Here is a 16,726-nt window from a genome sequence, read left to right on the forward strand (position 1 = left end):
AAATCTGACCAAGCCCGTTGTTGGTTACATTGCAGGCTTCACCGCTCCTGAGGGTAAGACCATGGGCCACGCAGGCGCTATTGTCTCCGGTTCCTCCGGTACCGCTCAGGCGAAGAAGGAAGCTCTGGAAGCAGCAGGCGTGAAGGTCGGTAAGACCCCCTCCGAGGCTGCAAACCTGATGCGCGAAATCTTCGCAGCGAAGTAAACAGCATAGTATTGCGGCAGATGCCGGTAGTCGAAAGACTGCCGGCATCTGTGCTTTTAACGCCCCCCGCTGGCACCCGCAAATATTGCACTAGAAAGTAAGCTTGTGCACACAGTGCCACAAAAAGATGTAAGTACGACCTCAACCTTTGTATACTGGAGTGCATTGAGCCTAGTCAGAATCATTTTGAGCGGCTCCAAGAAACACCAAACACTAACAGGAGATCACTACACTCATGACTCAGCCCATCTCTCGCCGCACTGTCGCCAAGGCAGGCGTCTGGTCCGCACCCGTCGTCGCAGCCTCCGCAGCAGTACCTGCCTACGCAGCATCCAAGGAAACCCCCGGCGTGCAGTACGGCGTGTACGTCAGCGTGCAGAACAACGGCGGCTACGTCGGCTACGCATCCTCCAACAACACCGGCACCATCAACCCGGCAAGCCCCGAGGCGCACTTCACCGCCTCCGGCACCCCCGACTCCGACATCAACTGGGACGACGCAACCTCCAAGCCCAAGAGCGCAACCTACGTCAACGGCGAAGGTAAGTTCACCCCCGTCACCAACTCCCAGACCGGCGCAAACGGCGCCTACATGTCCTCCAGCGGCTTCTGGTGGTCCGTACCGACCAAGGACACCGCAACCGGCACCGGCTACATCCCCGGCAGCAGCGTCACCCTCGCAGCGGGCGCGACCTTCGTGACCGAGGTTGAGTACACCGTCTCTGCCAGCGCCCAGTCGCTCCTTAAGTTCGGTAAGATCAACGGCCAGGCATGGGCCCCCTCCGGTCGCAAGCTGACCGGTAAGACCACCGAACTGGTAGCCTCCGCAGGCCAGGCAAAGTACCTGTCCGTCGCGCAGACCGCCGGCACCTGGACCGCAGAAGTACCGACCGTCACCAAAAACTCTGACGGCACCTACACCTTCAAGGGTCGTATCGTCTACACCACCAGCAAGGCGTACACCATGAAGCAGTCCGGCACCAAGTACTACAGCCAGACCAACTTCATGCCGGCGCAGCTGCGCTTCCCTGCAAATGACGGCTGGGTCTCGTACAAGCAGACCTCCAGCGTGCAGGTTGCAAACCTGACCTACTCCGGCAATGGCGCAACCGGCTCGGAGAGCGTTTCCGGTCAGGCCACCACCGCGGAGATTCACCCGTAATAGATCAACCCCTCATGCAGGGTAAGAACATATAGAAAACCCCCGGCGGATACACTGAATGTATCCACCGGGGGATTTCTGCATCCGAATAGTTCTCAAACGCTTGAAAACAAATTCCAGAGCGGCTATATACACTTGTCGAGAGCTTATTGGGGGTGTTGTAACTAGCCGACCGTCGTGCCGAACGCCAGACCCAGCAGGTAGGTCACGAACGCAGCGCCAAAGCCAATTAGAATCTGACGAACACCGCGCTTGAGCGGGGAAGCACCCGAAAGCAGGCCCACCACGCCGCCGGTGAAGCCCAGCGCCGCACCCACAAACAGCAGGGACAACACCATCGCGAACACACCCGACAAGCCAAAGATATACGGCAGAATCGGAACCAACGCACCCGAAGCGAAGAACGCGAACGACGCTGCGGCGGCACCAATATCGGTACCCAAAGCCACATTCTCCTCACGATCCTCTTCCTCGCGGTGAGACAGCGACGGATCGCAGTCACAATCCAGGTAGCCGAAACGCTCCATCGCACGGTGATGCGCCGCGTCCGGCTCCATGCCGCGGGCACGGTAAATGAGCTCCAGCTCGTTCGAATCCAAATCCAAATCGTGCGCAACACGCAGGGTCACCTGGGTCGGCTGGGAGGCATCCAGCAGCTCACGCTGAGAACGCACCGACACGAACTCACCCGCCGCCATCGACAGCGCACCCGCCAGCAGACCCGCAATACCCGACAGCAGAACCATCGAACTGGACGCGCCCGACGCGGTAATACCCATAGTCAGCGCCAGATTCGACACCAAACCGTCGTTAGCGCCAAAGACCGCCGCACGGAAATTACCCGAAAGCTTCTCGCGACCGTTAGTCGCCAGGGCGCGAATAATCTCCTCGTGAATCGCCTCGTCAGCCGCCATTTCCTCGGTGGCGTCCGGGTCCTCAGCGTAGGGGGAGCGGGACTCGGCGCGCTGAGCCATCGCAAGAATAAACACCGAACCGAAGTTCTTCGCCAAGAACTGCAGTAGCTGCGATTGCAGGGACGGGCGCACGTGTACATCCGCGTGCTCGCCGAGCATGTCACGCCAATGCTGCTGGTGACGCTTCTCCGCCTCAGCAACCTGCAGCAAAATCTCACGGTCGGTACCCTCGGCACGGCGAGCCAGGTAGCGGTAGATGCGCGCTTCCGACTCCTCATCGGCAAGGTAGCGGCGCCAACGCTTAATCTGCGTGGGGGAGGGGGAGGTAACGGCGCTATGGCGGGTGGCCTGCGGAGCCTCGGTAGCGGTGTTTTCCGGCTGAAGTTTCTCAGTTTCTTCGCCGTGCTCGTGCTGGGCGTGCGTGCTCATATCTCTCTTTCCGCCGGATGCGGGTCGCGCCGGGTATCTCCCGGGCGCGCAATCATGCGTTTAATCTGTGTGTTCTGAGTTGATCAGTGAACCACTGTAGAGCACTCCGAACAGAAAATCTAGGACGGCCTAACCCGGTGTTATTGTTCGCCTCAACGTACTTTGTGATACCGCACGGGCGAGGACTCAAGTGCCGGGAAAGGTAAAAGTGGTTGGGAATAAGCGGGGCAGCTTCGAGTGTAAAAAGCCGGGCGGGTGCACCCTCCATAAGGAGAGCGCACCCGCCCGGCTTGTGACTCTAAAAGCTAACGCCTACATGACGTGCCGCTATAGGTAGGCTACAGTTTAGAGGCCACAACTTAGATGGTTGCGGCTTAGATGTTGCCTTCGCCGTTTTCCAGGAACGCGCGGATGAACCACTGGAACTTCTCCAGCTCAGCGGTCTGGCCAATCAGCAGGTCCTCGGTGATGGGGTCGGACTCGCCAGCGAATGCAATCGCCTTGCGGTGAGCCTCAATCACGCGGGTGTACACGTCGTTCAGAGCGTGCAGGTGGTCAGCAACGCGTGCGCGGCCGACGGGGTAGTCTTCAACGGTGCGCTGTGCGACCAGTGCGCCAGCCAGGCCGTTGGGGGTTGCGCCCAGGGTTGCCATGCGCTCTGCGATGGCGTCGACGAACTCGCGGACGGTGTCGACCTGGGGGTCAATCATTTCGTGAACGGCGATGAAGCCGGGGCCGGTCACGTTCCAGTGAGCGTGCTTCAGCAGCAGGTGCAGGTCGTTCAGGTCGTGCAGACGTGCCTGGAGAACCTCGGAAATGCCCTTGCCTTCTTCGAGGGTCAGGCCGGGTGCGGTGTAGTTTGCGAATGCCATGATGGTCTCCTTCATGATGCTGTGATGTTTGTGGTTCGGTAGGATTTGTCGCCCCACCGAATCGTTATTATGAGTAAATCATTTTAAGGAACTGCTGTCAAGGTTATTTTGAGTAATTCGTAATAAATTGTCATCTATGTGTCGCACCAACCTTAAAAGCCCCCGCCCAAAAGCCCCTGCTCACCCCCCCCCACGGCTCACCGCCCAGGCGCGCACAAAGGGTGGGATGCGCGATATCTCATCTTGTGCATCCCACCCCTTTACGGTGAAGTGTATTCAGTTTTCTGTAGAGCTTTCAGCCCGCAAACTACGCGGCTACGCCAGCGCGCGAACCGCCTCCAGGGTCAGCTCCTCATGCTTGAGGCGCGCGGTGCCCAGCTCCGCCGGAACCTCCAGCTCGCCCGGAACAACAATGACGCGCATGCCCGCCGCGGTCGCGCTGCGCACGCCCGAAGGGGAATCCTCGAGAGCCACGCACTGAGTCGGGTCAACACCCAGACGCTCCGCCGCCAAAAGATAAGGCTGCGGGTCCGGCTTGGGGTTGGTGGTCTCATCGTTGCCAATAACCACCGAGAACGTGCCCTCGGGTGCCGCGTTCGCGGTGCGGCGAGCCACGGAGGTGGTGGCGTTCGTGACGATGGCGGCCGGAATCTGCGCATCGCGAACCTCCGAGAGGAAGCGCTCAATGCCGGGTAGGAACTCGACCGGCTGCTGCGCCAGCGTCTCGCGCACCTTCGCCACCAGTCGATCGTTAATCTCCTCGTCCGGCAGGTTCACGCCGCGCTCGCGCAGACGATCCAGGGTGAACTGCATGGATAGGCCCAGGCAATCGAGGGTGTCCTGTTCGGTCCAGGTGCCACCAAATTCTGCGGTGAGAGCAACCTTTGCGGCAGCCCATACGGGTTCGGTATCGACGAGGGTTCCGTCGTGGTCGAAGAGAATGGCGGCGGGGAAGGTGTTCGTAGTCGTCATGTCATTAAGCCTACCGGTTTATTTCTGGCGCGAGCGTAGGGCAACGTCCCCAATCGTCACCAAAAAATCTGTGCCCGCGTTCTGGGGGTTCTTGGCGATAGTAAGCAGCGCATCGGCAACGTCTTCACGGGCAATCGTCGGAATGCCCGGAGTTCGCTCGACACTCGCCATATCAAACACCTTCACCCCGCCCTTACCTGGCTTATCGGTCAGCCTGCCCGGATGTGCACGCGAAATATACGGCTGATATTCGGCAACCAGGGCGTCCGCCTTAACCTTGTCGGTAAAAATGCCGCGCATGATGACCTTGCATACCAGGCGCATGGGCAGGGACGCGGTCCGTACCGTATCGCCCACACCGTAGGCGCTCATCAGAACGCAATGCTTCACGCCTGCGCCCGTGACCGCCTCCATGATGAGGGGCAGGCGCTCCTGCATGAACGTGGAGGAGAGAAACTCTCGTACCGTGGCTTTCTGGCCCAGGATGCTGACCATCACGTCTTGCCCGGAGGATGCTGCGGCGAGCTGCTCGGCATCGTTCAGGGCTCCCGGAACGATAGTGAGATTTTGGTGCGCTCCCAAAAGTGTTAGCGCCTTGTCGGGGTTGCGCACGTAGGCGGTGACGGTGTGCCCCTCCTCTAGGGCTTTGCGGGTGAAGAAGTAACCGGTGCGGCCGGTTGCGCCTATAACCAGTATTTTCATGTGGGTCCCCATCCGTGACTGTGATTGTTGTGGGAGCCCGCAAGCGCCCAGCCTCGCAAGTACCCAATCCGGTCAGTATAACAATGCGGTTTTGACTGGGGCTTTTGTTTGGGGGTCAGGGGGTGTGAGGTGGGGCGAAAAATACGAAAATTTTTTTGCAGGAGGCTTGCGAAACATAATTGAGTGGAGTAGACTCAAGTTATGTAATGCAGGGGCGCATAGGATAAGCCCCTCGAAACACGAAAGGAACACCATGGACAACAAGTTCACCACCAAGAGTCAAGAAGTCATCTCGGCGGCAAATACTAATGCTCAAACCGCCGGCAACCCCACTATTGAAACCGCACACATCCTCAAGGCCCTCATGGACCAGCGCGAAGGCGTCGCCGTAGCAGTCCTCAAAGCTGCAGGCCTGGATGTGGACGCTATCTCCGAGGCGGCATCCGCTGAAATCAAGAAGCTGCCGAAGGCATCCGGTGCCTCCGTGCAGAACGCCTCCCTCAGCCGTGCCGCGCTCTCCGCTCTGCAGGCAGCACAGACCCGCGCCCAGGGATTCGGAGATACCTACGTTTCTACCGAAATGATTCTGCTGGGCATTGCCAGCGGAACCGATAGCACCGCTGAAGCAATGCACAAGCTCGGCGCTACCGCAGAGCTCATCGCACAGACCATCCCCAACGTCCGAGGAGACCGCACCGTGGACACCCCCGACCCCGAGGGCACCTTCCAGGCTCTCGAAAAGTACGGCACCGACCTGACCGCCATTGCCCGCGCAGGCAAGCTTGACCCGGTCATCGGCCGCGACTCTGAGATTCGCCGCGTTGTGCAGGTGCTCTCCCGCCGAACCAAGAACAACCCCGTTCTGATTGGTGAGCCCGGCGTCGGTAAGACCGCCGTCGTGGAAGGCCTGGCACAGCGCATGGTTTCCGGCGACGTGCCCGAATCCCTGCGCGGCAAGACCCTCATCAGCCTGGACCTGGGCTCCATGGTTGCAGGCGCAAAGTACCGCGGTGAATTCGAGGAGCGCCTGAAGGCAGTCCTCGAAGAAATCAAGAAGTCCGAGGGCCAGATCGTGACCTTCATCGACGAGATTCACACCGTCGTCGGTGCTGGCGCATCCGAAGGCTCCATGGACGCAGGCAACATGCTCAAGCCCATGCTTGCTCGTGGCGAGTTGCGCCTGATTGGTGCCACCACCCTCGACGAGTACCGCGAGAACATTGAGAAGGACCCCGCCCTGGAGCGCCGCTTCCAGCAGGTGTACGTGGGCGAGCCCAGCGTAGATGACACCATCGGTATTCTGCGCGGTCTGAAGGAACGCTACGAGGCACACCACAAGGTGCAGATCGCTGACTCCGCGCTGGTTGCCGCAGCAACCCTGTCTAACCGTTACATTCCCTCCCGTCAGCTGCCTGACAAGGCAATTGACCTGATTGACGAGGCAGCATCCCGCCTGCGCATGGAAATTGACTCCGCACCGGAGGAAATCGACCAGCTGCGCCGCGCCGTGGACCGCCTCACCATGGAGGAACTGGCACTTGCCGACGAGACCGATCCCGCATCGGTTGAGCGTCTGGAAGCACTGCGCAAGGACATGGCTGACAAGAAGGAACAGCTCGACGCCCTCAACGCTCGTTGGGAGGCCGAGAAGGCTAGCCTGAACCGTGTGGGTGACATCAAGACCCAGATTGACGAGCTACGTTCCCGCGCAGAGGTTGCACAGCGCGAGGGTAACCTCGCTGAGGCATCCCGCCTGCTGTACGGCGAGATTCCCGCAAAGCAGGCTGAACTGGAAGAAGCACAGCGCGCCGAGGACACCGCCAAGAACGAATCCATGGTCTCCGAAGAGGTCACCGCGGACGATATCGCCGAGGTGATTTCCTCCTGGACCGGTATTCCCGCAGGTCGCATGATGCAGGGCGAATCCGAGAAGCTGCTGGAAATGGAGAAGCGCATCGGTGCCCGCCTCATTGGCCAGGAAGCCGCAGTGGTCGCTGTCTCTGACGCTGTGCGCCGCGCCCGCGCCGGTATTTCCGACCCGAACCGCCCGATTGGTTCCTTCCTGTTCCTGGGCCCGACCGGTGTTGGTAAGACCGAGCTGGCTAAGGCACTGGCTGAGTTCCAGTTTGATGACGAGCGTGCCCTGGTGCGCATCGACATGAGCGAGTACTCCGAGAAGCACACCGTTTCCCGCCTGGTCGGTGCCCCTCCCGGATACGTCGGCCACGAAGAGGGCGGTCAGCTGACCGAGGCTGTACGCCGTCGCCCCTACTCGGTGGTCCTGCTCGACGAGGTTGAGAAGGCGCACCCCGAGGTCTTCGACATCCTGCTGCAGGTACTCGATGACGGCCGCCTGACCGACGGCCAGGGCCGCACCGTGGACTTCCGCAACGTCATCCTGATCCTGACCTCGAACCTCGGTTCGCAGTACCTGGTCAACCAGGACCTGCCCTTCGACGAGCGATCCGAGAAGGCGCTGGAGGTTGTTCACCAGGCATTCCGCCCCGAGTTCCTCAACCGACTGGACGACATCATCATGTTCCAGCCCCTGTCGGCTGAGAACCTGGGCCAGATCGTGGGCCTGCAGATCAAGAGCATGGCTAAGCGCCTGGAGGACCGCCGCCTGACCCTGAACGTGACCGAGGCAGCCCTCGAGTGGCTGGGCAAGACCGGCTACGACCCGGCATTCGGCGCCCGCCCGCTGCGCCGCCTGGTTCAGCGCGAGATTGGCGACCGCCTGGCTCGCGGCATCCTCTCCGGTGCCATCCACGACGGCGACACCGTGACCGTGGACGTGAACCCGGACGTTGCCAGCGATGGCCTGTCGGTGACCTCCGAGCGTGAGCAGAAGGCTGAGGACTAAGCTCAACCGGTTGGCTGGGCGGACTTAGCCTGTGGCTGAGTTTGCACATTCGAAACCATAAGAAATAGGCTGTGGGGTACCCTCGAAAGGGGGTGCCCCACAGCCGTTTAACGCACTAGAACCGCACTAATACACAGAGCATTGAGGAGAAGAATGGACCGCTGGACTGACCACCAGAACTTCGCCGCCGCCGGTGAGCAGCGCGAAGAAATCGCCTCCGTGCACCGTGCCGCAATCCGCTCGATTCAGCGCGTTGTCTCTGAGAACGCCACCCCGCACGACGAAGAATACGCCTCCGCGGGTATTGCCAAGCTACTCAAAGCGGGTAAGGTTCTCGTGCTCACCGGCGCGGGAGTGAGCACCGAATCCGGCATCCCCGATTACCGCGGACCCGGCGGCTCCCTGCACGACCACCGCCCCATGACCTACCAGGAATTCCGCTACGATGACGCCGCCCGCCAACGCTACTGGGCGCGCTCCTACGTGGGTTGGCGCCGCATGCGCCGCGCCGAACCGAACCGCGCCCACTATGCGCTCGCCGAGCTGGAGCAGCTGGGTGCCGTGAGCGGCGTGATTACGCAGAACGTGGATGGGCTGCACGCCCGTGCTGGAAGCTCCCGTCTGCTGGCGCTGCACGGCGACCTCTCTCGTATTGTGTGCCTGGACTGCGGGCAGGACGAGAGTCGCGAAAGCCTGGATACACGCCTGGATGCTGCGAACCTCGGCTACCTGGCGCGCCTTGAAGACGAAGAGCTGCGCGTGAACCCTGATGGCGATGTGGAGTTGGACGACCGCTATATCCGCGATTTTCAGATGGTGCCCTGCCTTGGCTGTGGTTCGACCCGCCTCAAGCCGGATGTGGTGTACTTTGGTGAGTCCGTGCCCGCCGAACGTAAGGCGCTCAAGGACGCCATGCTCGCTGAATGTTCGGCGCTGCTGGTGGTGGGCTCCTCGGTGGCGGTTATGAGTAGCTACAAGATTGTGTTGGAGGCTCTGCGTGCCGGCAAGCCGGTCGCTGTCATCAATGGCGGCCCCGGTCGTGCGGATGCGAAGGCTACCTACCTGTGGCGCACCGGCGTGGGTGAGGCACTGGAGCTCATGCTTGACGAGATTGACGACTAGGTAGCGCTAGCGCCCGGCGAATTTTGCCGCGCGTGCACTGACCTATAGCTGGCCCGTCGTTAACTGCACGAAAGTGCTATTTTGTGTTGCAAGTCATTGCAAATAGCCCCTGGACAGGCGGATACACCCAGAGCGCGGGGATAAAATGATGGGATGGACATTCGACACACTATCACTCGCTTCGGTGCCACCGCCCTGATCGGCTGCGGTCTGGCGGTCACCGCAATCCCCGCAACGTTCGCTCAGAACGGTGAAGAGTCCGTCACCCACGTCTACTCCGACAAGGCGACTTCCCACATCTCTGAAGTCTGGTACAAGGGCGAAACCCTGAAGATTACCGGCGAAGGCTTCCTGACTCAGGACGGCACCTCCGGCTCCGTCATCGCTATCAAGCTGAACAAGGGCTCCGTCAAGATTGACGGCAAGGACTACCTGGAAGTTCAGGCTGACGAGAAGGGCAACTTCTCCGTTTCCATTCCCTGGCAGAACGACCTGGATGAGCGTATCTCCGTGGACGTCTACCTGCTCTCCGGCTCCCTGAAGGACAACGACACCGCTCGCGGCGGCAAGGCTGCGACCGTGAAGATTGAGGCTCGTTCCGTTCAGGAAGCAACCCCCTCCGCTACCGCTTCGGTGAGCCCTTCGGCAACCGCTTCTGCTTCGGCTTCCGTGGTGGCTACCCCCTCCGCTTCTGTTGCGCCCTCCGCATCTGCGACTCCTTCGGCTTCGGCTACCGCCGCTGATGAGGTTGTTGCCTCCGTAGATGCTGAGATTAAGGACCGCCCGGCAACCTCGGTGAGCCCCTCGGCTACCGCGTCGGCTTCCGCTTCTGTGGTGGCGACCCCCTCCGCTTCGGCTACTGCTTCTGCGAGCGCGTCGGCATCGGCTACTGAGTCGGCTAGTGCTTCCGCTGCCGCTGATCAGAACGCATCCGTTGCGAACGATGCGAAGGATCAGCTGGGCGATTCAACCTCCGCTACCGAGCAGGTGACCGCTTCGGCTGAGAGCACTCGCTTTGCGAACTGTGCAGAGGTTGCGGCCGCTGGCCTGGCGCCTATGCACGAAAGCCACCCAGACTTCCGCAAGAAGTTTGATAATGACGGTAACGGCCTGGGTTGCGAGGTCATTAACAGCGAGGTAACCGACGGTTCCTCCTCCAACAGCTCCTCGGGTTCTTCGTCCCGCAACTCTGGCGGTCTGGATAACCTGGGTGGCAGCTCCTCCTCTTCGAGCAGCTACACTTCGAGCCGCGCTCAGCGCTCTTCTCTTGCTAACACCGGTGCTTCTAACGCCTTCACCATTGCTGGTATGGGTCTGGTGGCTCTGGGTCTGGGTGTTGCTGGCGTGTCTGCTGTGCGCAACCGCAAGAACTCCTAAAACTATTGCCGCCGCCGGGCGCGGTGTGCATGAGGGTCCCTTCCCCTGAACGCTTTTGAGTGTTCGGGTGGAGGGGATTTTCGCGTTTAACGGGGTGGTTTTTGCTGTTGGGTTGTGCTGATGGGATGAGGTATGTACTTGTTAGTTTCTTCAATGTGGGGTTGAGAGTTTGGGTGTGCACGGCGGTGCAAAAGGCTCGTATAGTTCAACCATGCCTTCAAGAAACCTTCAAGAAAAATATATTTTGTGAGTTAGGTCATGATAAATTGACGTCTTGGGGGTCGGTATCCTAAGCTTCGCTCGTTAGAATGGGGGCATGAACATTCGAAACAACATTGCACGCATCGGTGCCACCGCCCTCATCGGCTGTGGCCTCGTTGCTACTTCCGTCCCCGCCACCTTCGCTGTTGAAGGTGCACCTCAGGTTGTCCACACCTACGCAGACTCTGCACAGTTCATCGCCCCCGACGTATGGATTGAGGGTCAGGGTCTGAACATTGGTGGCGAGGGCTTCAAGACCGCTGACGGCACCTCCGGTTCCGTCCTGGCACTGAAGCTGAACAAGGGTGCCGTCAAGATTAATGGCCAGGACTATCTGGAAATCCACGCTGACGCGGCTGGCAACTTCTCCGTTACCATCCCCTGGCAGGAAGAGCTGCACGGCAGCGTTTCCGTCGACATTTACCTGCTGTCCGGCTCCCTGAAGGACGGTGACGTTCCCCGCGGCGGTAAGGCAGCTACCGTGACCATTAAGGTTGCAGAGCAGCCCGCTCCCGCACCTAGCGAAGAGTCCACCCCCGCTCCCACTGAGGATTCGACTCCGGCTCCCTCTGAGAACCCGACCCCCGCTCCCTCCGAGGACTCGACCCCGGCTCCCACTCAGGACCCGACCACCGAGGCTCCCAAGCCTGCTGAAGAGACCTCCGCACCCGCAGTTGAGGACGCTAAGGAAACCAAGCCTGCTGAAGAGACCTCCGCACCCGCCGAGGATTCCTCCAAGCCCGCTGACGAGAACGCAGCTCCGGCTCCCCAGCCTTCCGAGAGCCACCGTTTCCAGAACTGCGCCGACGTTGAGGCTGCAGGCGAAGCACCGATCCGCAAGGGTCACCCGGACTTCCGCGAGAAGTTCGACGCTGACGGCGACGGCATCGGTTGCGAGCAGCCCGTTGACTACGAGAACTCCAAGAAGTCTGACAGCGTTTCGCTGAGCTCCGGCTCGAACGACAACCTGGGCTCCGGTTCCTCCAATGCATCCTCCAAGAGCTCTTCTTCCCTGGCTAAGACCGGTGCATCCGATGCGATGACCGCTGCTGGCCTGGGTCTGATTGCTCTGGGTGCTGGTGGTGCGACCATCGTGGCAACCCGCATGCGCAAGAAGGCTTAATAACGCCTAGTCGCTAAGTTTTTAGCTGCTTTTATGGGCTCCCTCCATATCGGAGGGAGCCCATTTTTTGTGCTTTTTGATACCGCAGAAGATACAGAAAACGTAGTGGAGAGAGGAAAAAAATAATAGCCTCTAGTGCATTTGACCAGCAGATTTACTAGAGACTTCTAACACTTATCTCTAAGTTAAGGGCAGCACAGGGTAAACACAGGCTTGCACGGGAATCTAGATACTACAAAGAACGCACAGCCCGAAGCTGATGAACAGACAGCTAGAGCTAAGCGAACATCACGACACGATATCTGGAGCACCCAATGACTATTCTGACCATGGCGATTGCCGATGCCATAGCCATCGCAGCTCTCTGCACCCTCTACATGGTGCGGCACCGCAACCGCGAACTGATGATTTCCTACGCGGTCATCAACGCCGGCATCTTCACCGTCTCGGTGGCGCTGGTATCCGCCGGATCGAACGCATCCGCTATGGGTATGGGCCTCTTCGGTGTCCTGTCGATTATCCGATTGCGATCCACCGCCCTGAGCCAGCGCGAGGTGGGTTACTACTTCGTAGCTCTCTCGGTCGGCATGATCGCAGGTGTGAACATTAGCCCGGCGTACATCGCCTTCGGCCTCATGGCTACCCTGGTCGGCCTCATCGCGGTCCTCGACTCGCGCAGCACCCCGGTCTCTACCGATCAGACTCAGACCGTTACCGCCGATCGTGCGATCAGCGATGAGGAAGAGCTCAAGGCATACCTGAGCGCTCGCCTGGGTTACACGGTCACCTCGGCAAAGATTACCGAGCTGGACATGGTGAACAACCTGACCCGCGCTACCGTCACCTACCAGTCCAAGGAACCCACCGAGGGCGGCACCCCCGCGGCAGTGGAGGCGGCACAGCCTGTAGCCGCTCAGGCGGTAGCACCGCAGATGACCGCAACCCGCCAGCCGGTAGCACCTACCGCCGAGGCGCACACCACCCTGGACACCCGGATGGTTCCGCTCCAGCGCACCCTGGTGGGCAAGTAAGACCAGTCGGCATAAAAGCCTCCGATTCACTCCAACTGCACAAACATCTCCGATACCCACGACACGCCGCCCCCCAGCACGCAGGGACGGCACCCCAGAAGGACGAAGACCCATGACTAACGCAGCCGCAAACATCATCCCCGCAGAGTGGAAGAGCATCAGCCTCGAAGCCATGAACGAAAAGGCAGCCATGCAGACCCGTGTGGACCGCAAGTACATTGTCGACGCAGAAACCGCCGCCAAGGTACTCTCCACGCTCGATGCAGACGCATCCGTCATGGACATCAAGGGCCAGCGCGACTTCGCCTACGACTCGGTCTACTTCGACACCCCGCAGATGCAGAGCTACCACTCGGCAGCCTACAGCCGCGACGACACCTTCAAGATCCGTACCCGTAGCTACCTGGACTCGAAGCTGACCTTCCTGGAGGTCAAGACCGACGGTGAGCAGGATATGACCGTCAAGAAGCGTATCCCGTACATCTTTGAGAAGCGCGACCAGCTGACCGCGGAAGGCCACGAGTACATCACCGCAGCACTCGGCGATATCCTCGCGGGCCCCGTGCACAGGCTGGAGGCGGTCCTGAGCACCGGCTACCGCCGTACCACGGTCTTCCTGCCGCAGAGCAAGAAGAACCCGGTCGCCTCCCGCATGACCGTCGATAACGCCCTGACCTGGACCCCCATGTCTGAGAACATCCTTATGGCTGGCGTGAACTACCGTAACTTCCACGGCAACCTGATCGGCACCACTTACGGCCTGCCGAATGCGGTCATCATCGAAACCAAGTCCGGCGTGGAGCCCTCCGTGGCAGACCAGCACCTCTGGGATGCGGGCATCACCCCCGCGAAGATTTCCAAGTTTGCAACCGGTATGGCGGCGCTGAACCCGCAGCTGGCAAGCAACAAGTGGGAAGAAACCCTGAAGAACTGGATGCACCTGGAACCGGTCGACGGCACCCGCCTGAACGTGGATGACATGACCGAAGAGGATTACCAGAAGCTGCTGACCGAGCGTTTCGCAGCCGCCTAAAACAGCAACCTGCCTAAAACGGCAATCTGGGATGCGCGGGTAGGGTAGTGCACCTACCTTACCCGCACCCCCAGCCCCTCATCTATACCCCCGAACCAAGCACAACATCGGCTTTATTCGCCCCACACAGGCAATAACCGCTCTCACACATATTCACATTTCACATACAACCTGTACTCCCTAAACCTGTGGCGCAAAGCTCTCCGCGAGTAGTCACCAAAACACAAAGGAAAACCCGTGAAAAAGAGCAATATGATCAAGAGCGCAACCTCCATTACCCTCCTGGCAGCCCTGGCGTTGACCGGCTGCTCGGCAACCTCGGCATCGAATGCCAGCGCTTCGAGTGCAATCAGTACCTCCGCTTCGAGCACTTCGGGCACCACGTCGAAGGTGGCAGACTCCTTCTCCACCGACGTGAAGAGCGGCGCGAAGCTCGCCGAGGACACCCACTACTCCGCGAAGGATCTGACCTGGGATTCCTCCAGCGAAGTCACTATCGATCTTTCTAACCCGACCGCGACCGACGGCGTGACCGTCAGCGACGGCGTCATCACCATCACCAAGGCGGGCAACTACAAGCTCACCGGCACCTACGAGGGCCAGATCAAGGTTGAGGCAGCCGACAGCGACATGGTCCGCCTGATTCTGAACAACGCGACGGTCACCAACTCCACCGGTGCTGCTATCAACGTTGTTGAGGCGGACGAGGTCGTTATCTACACCGCCTCGGGTACCACCAACACCGTCTCTGACGGCTCCTCCTACTCCGATACCGCCAGCGGCAGCCCCGACGCAGCTATCTACTCCAAGAGTGACCTGACCCTGGCGGGCGAAGGCACCCTGAAGGTTGAAGGTAAGTACGAAGAGGGTATCCACACCTCCGACGGCCTGGTCATTGCCTCCGGCACCCTGGAAGTGAACGCGGCAAACACCGGCATCAAGGGTAAGGACTACGTCGATATTCTGGACGGCACCATCACCGTGACCGCAAGCCAGGACGGCATCAAGGCAACTAACGACACCGACGGCAACCGCGGCTGGGTACGCCTGAGCGGCGGTACCGTGAACATCTCTGCAGGTGATGACGGTTTCAAGGCTGAGCGCGTGCTTGAAATCTCCGGCGGTACCCTGAACATCACCCAGGCGAACGAGGGTATCGAGGCGCAGTACATCAACATCCTGGACGGCACCGTGAACGTGACCAGCTCCGATGACGGTATCAACGCCTCGTACAGCACCACCTCGACCAGCACTAGCTCGACCAGCACTGAGTCGGCTACTGCAACCTCGACTACTGCAACCTCGACTAAGCAGAGCGCGCAGAATGGCCAGAACTCTGCACCCCAGGCGCCCAGCGGTAGCGCAGGTCAGGCACCTGCAGGTGGCGGTCAGGCTCCCTCGGGCACTATGGGTCAGCCCCCGGCTGGTGGTGGCGCAGGTGGCGGCATGGGTGGCGGCGGCACCTTCGAGGTCGTCGACGCAACCATCAACATCTCCGGCGGTACCGTCACCGTGAACACGAACGGCGACGGCATCGATTCCAACGGTACGGCAACCCTCTCCGGTGGCACGCTGATTGTGAACGGTCCCTTCACCGGTGGTAACGCATCCCTGGACACCAACGGCGACCTGCTGCTCAACGGCACGACCGTGGCCGCGGGTAACTCCGGTGACATGTTCGAGGCGCCCTCGACCAACTCCACCAGCGGCTACGTGAAGATCAGCAACGTATCGAACCTGAGCGCCGGCACCACCGTACAGGTTGCCGACTCCTCCGGTAACGTGGTGGCGAACTACAAGGTGACTAACTCCAGCACCGCACTGATCCTGGTCTCCAGCTCCAAGATCACCAAGGGCGAGAGCTACACCGTGTACACCACCACCGATAGCGTGGATGCCTCCAGCACCACCCTGGCTTCTAACGCCACCTCGCTGGGCTCCTTCACTGCAAGCTAAGCGGCAGGAGTGCCCCTCAAGCTCCGTGCTGGATGTCATGACCGGCACGGTACCCTCTCCGACCCCGGTCTTGTGAGTGAGCCGGAGGCAGAGACACCCGCCCCGCATCGGATGTAGTGATATATCCGATGCGGGGCTACGTGTTATATAGGGTGTGTGGCGTCTGGGGTAAAAAGCCGCGGGTGCAAAATAAAACGGTTGTTCCGGTGCGAAGAAGTGCTTTGATACGCAAAATAGGTGCCGTTGAGCGAGACATTCAGGGCTGAAACAGGGTACTCTATAGTGTAGTAAAGACTGTTGAACGATCCGAGAGCGATGCGCCGCGCGCGCTGTTCGCCTCGGACAGGATGAAAGAGGGGGTCACGCCATGGGGCGCGGCCGTCAGAAGGCTAAAGCAACTAGGCAGGCTCGGGAGATGAAGTACTTCAGCCCCGAGACCGACTACAGCGCACTCGAGCGCGAGCTCAGCAGCGCGAAGAAAACGAAGTCCTCCGATTCGTCCCGCCGTCGCTATGACGACGAGGACGACTACTCGGCATACGCAGAAAAGTACGCGTCCTACGAGGATGAGGCATAAAGAATACGCGGAATGATTCGGTGTATATCGACCGAGCGTATTTCATAGATGATGAACCGGCTTGAGGCCCCGCACGGGGTGCTCAGCCGGTTTTTTCGTGCCCGCAGTTTGTTTCGTGCCCCCCCAA

The 16,726-nt window shown here is 60.1% G+C and carries 13 protein-coding genes and 1 pseudogene; 10 read left to right on the top strand and 4 right to left on the bottom strand.

Annotation, left to right across the window (positions count from 1 at the left end; translation table 11 throughout):
* Nucleotide 1: 1 nt before the first annotated feature.
* Both RM6536_RS08940 and RM6536_RS05070 read left to right on the top strand, forming a co-directional pair.
* A pseudogene (locus RM6536_RS08940) lies at nt 2-205 on the top strand (succinate--CoA ligase subunit alpha); the annotation flags it as partial.
* A 235-nt stretch (nt 206-440) separates the two neighbouring features.
* Nucleotides 441-1,367, top strand: a complete 927-nt coding sequence (locus tag RM6536_RS05070) for a hypothetical protein (protein WP_060824305.1) — start codon at nt 441-443, stop codon at nt 1,365-1,367.
* A 164-nt stretch (nt 1,368-1,531) separates the two neighbouring features.
* Here the strand turns inward: RM6536_RS05070 and RM6536_RS05075 are convergent, their stop codons facing one another.
* The 4 genes from RM6536_RS05075 to RM6536_RS05090 all read right to left on the bottom strand — a co-directional run bounded on the left by RM6536_RS05075 (nt 1,532) and on the right by RM6536_RS05090 (nt 5,256).
* The gene (locus RM6536_RS05075) at nt 1,532-2,710 is read right to left on the bottom strand and encodes a VIT1/CCC1 transporter family protein (protein WP_049340937.1); all 1,179 of its coding nucleotides are present in this window, start codon (nt 2,708-2,710) and stop codon (nt 1,532-1,534) included.
* Nucleotides 2,711-3,084: 374 nt separating this feature from the next.
* Nucleotides 3,085-3,582, bottom strand: coding sequence for a DNA starvation/stationary phase protection protein Dps (dps, locus tag RM6536_RS05080; RefSeq protein ID WP_049357285.1), 498 nt, complete (start codon nt 3,580-3,582; stop codon nt 3,085-3,087).
* Nucleotides 3,583-3,897: 315 nt separating this feature from the next.
* On the bottom strand, nt 3,898-4,554 hold the full coding sequence (locus RM6536_RS05085; RefSeq protein WP_060824306.1) for an HAD family hydrolase: 657 nt from the start codon (nt 4,552-4,554) through the stop codon (nt 3,898-3,900).
* A gap of 18 nt (nt 4,555-4,572) precedes the next feature.
* Nucleotides 4,573-5,256: an NAD(P)-dependent oxidoreductase gene (locus tag RM6536_RS05090; protein ID WP_060824307.1), complete on the bottom strand. Its 684-nt coding sequence runs from the start codon at nt 5,254-5,256 to the stop codon at nt 4,573-4,575.
* A 253-nt stretch (nt 5,257-5,509) separates the two neighbouring features.
* On the opposite strand from RM6536_RS05090, the gene clpB reads away from it, so the two are divergent.
* The 8 genes from clpB (at nt 5,510) to RM6536_RS05130 (ending at nt 16,599) form a co-directional block, all read left to right on the top strand.
* Complete coding sequence (gene clpB / locus RM6536_RS05095) at nt 5,510-8,119, top strand: ATP-dependent chaperone ClpB (protein ID WP_060824308.1); 2,610 nt, start codon at nt 5,510-5,512, stop codon at nt 8,117-8,119.
* Between the two features lie 153 nt (nt 8,120-8,272).
* A complete protein-coding gene (locus RM6536_RS05100; protein ID WP_044150102.1) occupies nt 8,273-9,241 on the top strand; it encodes a Sir2 family NAD-dependent protein deacetylase in 969 nt (322 codons plus the stop codon).
* Nucleotides 9,242-9,394: 153 nt separating this feature from the next.
* Complete coding sequence (locus RM6536_RS05105; RefSeq protein WP_012902880.1) at nt 9,395-10,618, top strand: excalibur calcium-binding domain-containing protein; 1,224 nt, start codon at nt 9,395-9,397, stop codon at nt 10,616-10,618.
* A gap of 316 nt (nt 10,619-10,934) precedes the next feature.
* Nucleotides 10,935-12,002, top strand: coding sequence for an excalibur calcium-binding domain-containing protein (locus RM6536_RS05110; protein WP_060824309.1), 1,068 nt, complete (start codon nt 10,935-10,937; stop codon nt 12,000-12,002).
* A gap of 314 nt (nt 12,003-12,316) precedes the next feature.
* On the top strand, nt 12,317-13,033 hold the full coding sequence (locus RM6536_RS05115; RefSeq protein ID WP_060824310.1) for a DUF4956 domain-containing protein: 717 nt from the start codon (nt 12,317-12,319) through the stop codon (nt 13,031-13,033).
* A 112-nt stretch (nt 13,034-13,145) separates the two neighbouring features.
* Nucleotides 13,146-14,066 carry a polyphosphate polymerase domain-containing protein gene (locus RM6536_RS05120; protein WP_060824311.1) on the top strand — a complete coding sequence of 307 codons (921 nt, stop codon included), beginning with the start codon at nt 13,146-13,148 and terminating at the stop codon, nt 14,064-14,066.
* A gap of 237 nt (nt 14,067-14,303) precedes the next feature.
* A complete protein-coding gene (locus RM6536_RS05125) occupies nt 14,304-16,022 on the top strand; it encodes a carbohydrate-binding domain-containing protein (protein WP_060824312.1) in 1,719 nt (572 codons plus the stop codon).
* A 367-nt stretch (nt 16,023-16,389) separates the two neighbouring features.
* A complete protein-coding gene (locus RM6536_RS05130) occupies nt 16,390-16,599 on the top strand; it encodes a DUF3073 domain-containing protein (RefSeq protein WP_005504588.1) in 210 nt (69 codons plus the stop codon).
* Nucleotides 16,600-16,726: the final 127 nt, after the last annotated feature.

The organism is Rothia mucilaginosa, from assembly GCF_001548235.1.
Taxonomy (GTDB): Bacteria; Actinomycetota; Actinomycetes; order Actinomycetales; family Micrococcaceae; genus Rothia; species Rothia mucilaginosa_B.

Coding starts and splice junctions, on each gene's coding strand:
- RM6536_RS05070 (WP_060824305.1), top strand. CDS start 441: ATGACTCAGCCCATCTCTCGCCGCACTGTCGCCAAGGCAGGCGTCTGG.
- RM6536_RS05075 (WP_049340937.1), bottom strand. CDS start 2,710: ATGAGCACGCACGCCCAGCACGAGCACGGCGAAGAAACTGAGAAACTT.
- dps (WP_049357285.1), bottom strand. CDS start 3,582: ATGGCATTCGCAAACTACACCGCACCCGGCCTGACCCTCGAAGAAGGC.
- RM6536_RS05085 (WP_060824306.1), bottom strand. CDS start 4,554: ATGACGACTACGAACACCTTCCCCGCCGCCATTCTCTTCGACCACGAC.
- RM6536_RS05090 (WP_060824307.1), bottom strand. CDS start 5,256: ATGAAAATACTGGTTATAGGCGCAACCGGCCGCACCGGTTACTTCTTC.
- clpB (WP_060824308.1), top strand. CDS start 5,510: ATGGACAACAAGTTCACCACCAAGAGTCAAGAAGTCATCTCGGCGGCA.
- RM6536_RS05100 (WP_044150102.1), top strand. CDS start 8,273: ATGGACCGCTGGACTGACCACCAGAACTTCGCCGCCGCCGGTGAGCAG.
- RM6536_RS05105 (WP_012902880.1), top strand. CDS start 9,395: ATGGACATTCGACACACTATCACTCGCTTCGGTGCCACCGCCCTGATC.
- RM6536_RS05110 (WP_060824309.1), top strand. CDS start 10,935: ATGAACATTCGAAACAACATTGCACGCATCGGTGCCACCGCCCTCATC.
- RM6536_RS05115 (WP_060824310.1), top strand. CDS start 12,317: ATGACTATTCTGACCATGGCGATTGCCGATGCCATAGCCATCGCAGCT.
- RM6536_RS05120 (WP_060824311.1), top strand. CDS start 13,146: ATGACTAACGCAGCCGCAAACATCATCCCCGCAGAGTGGAAGAGCATC.
- RM6536_RS05130 (WP_005504588.1), top strand. CDS start 16,390: ATGGGGCGCGGCCGTCAGAAGGCTAAAGCAACTAGGCAGGCTCGGGAG.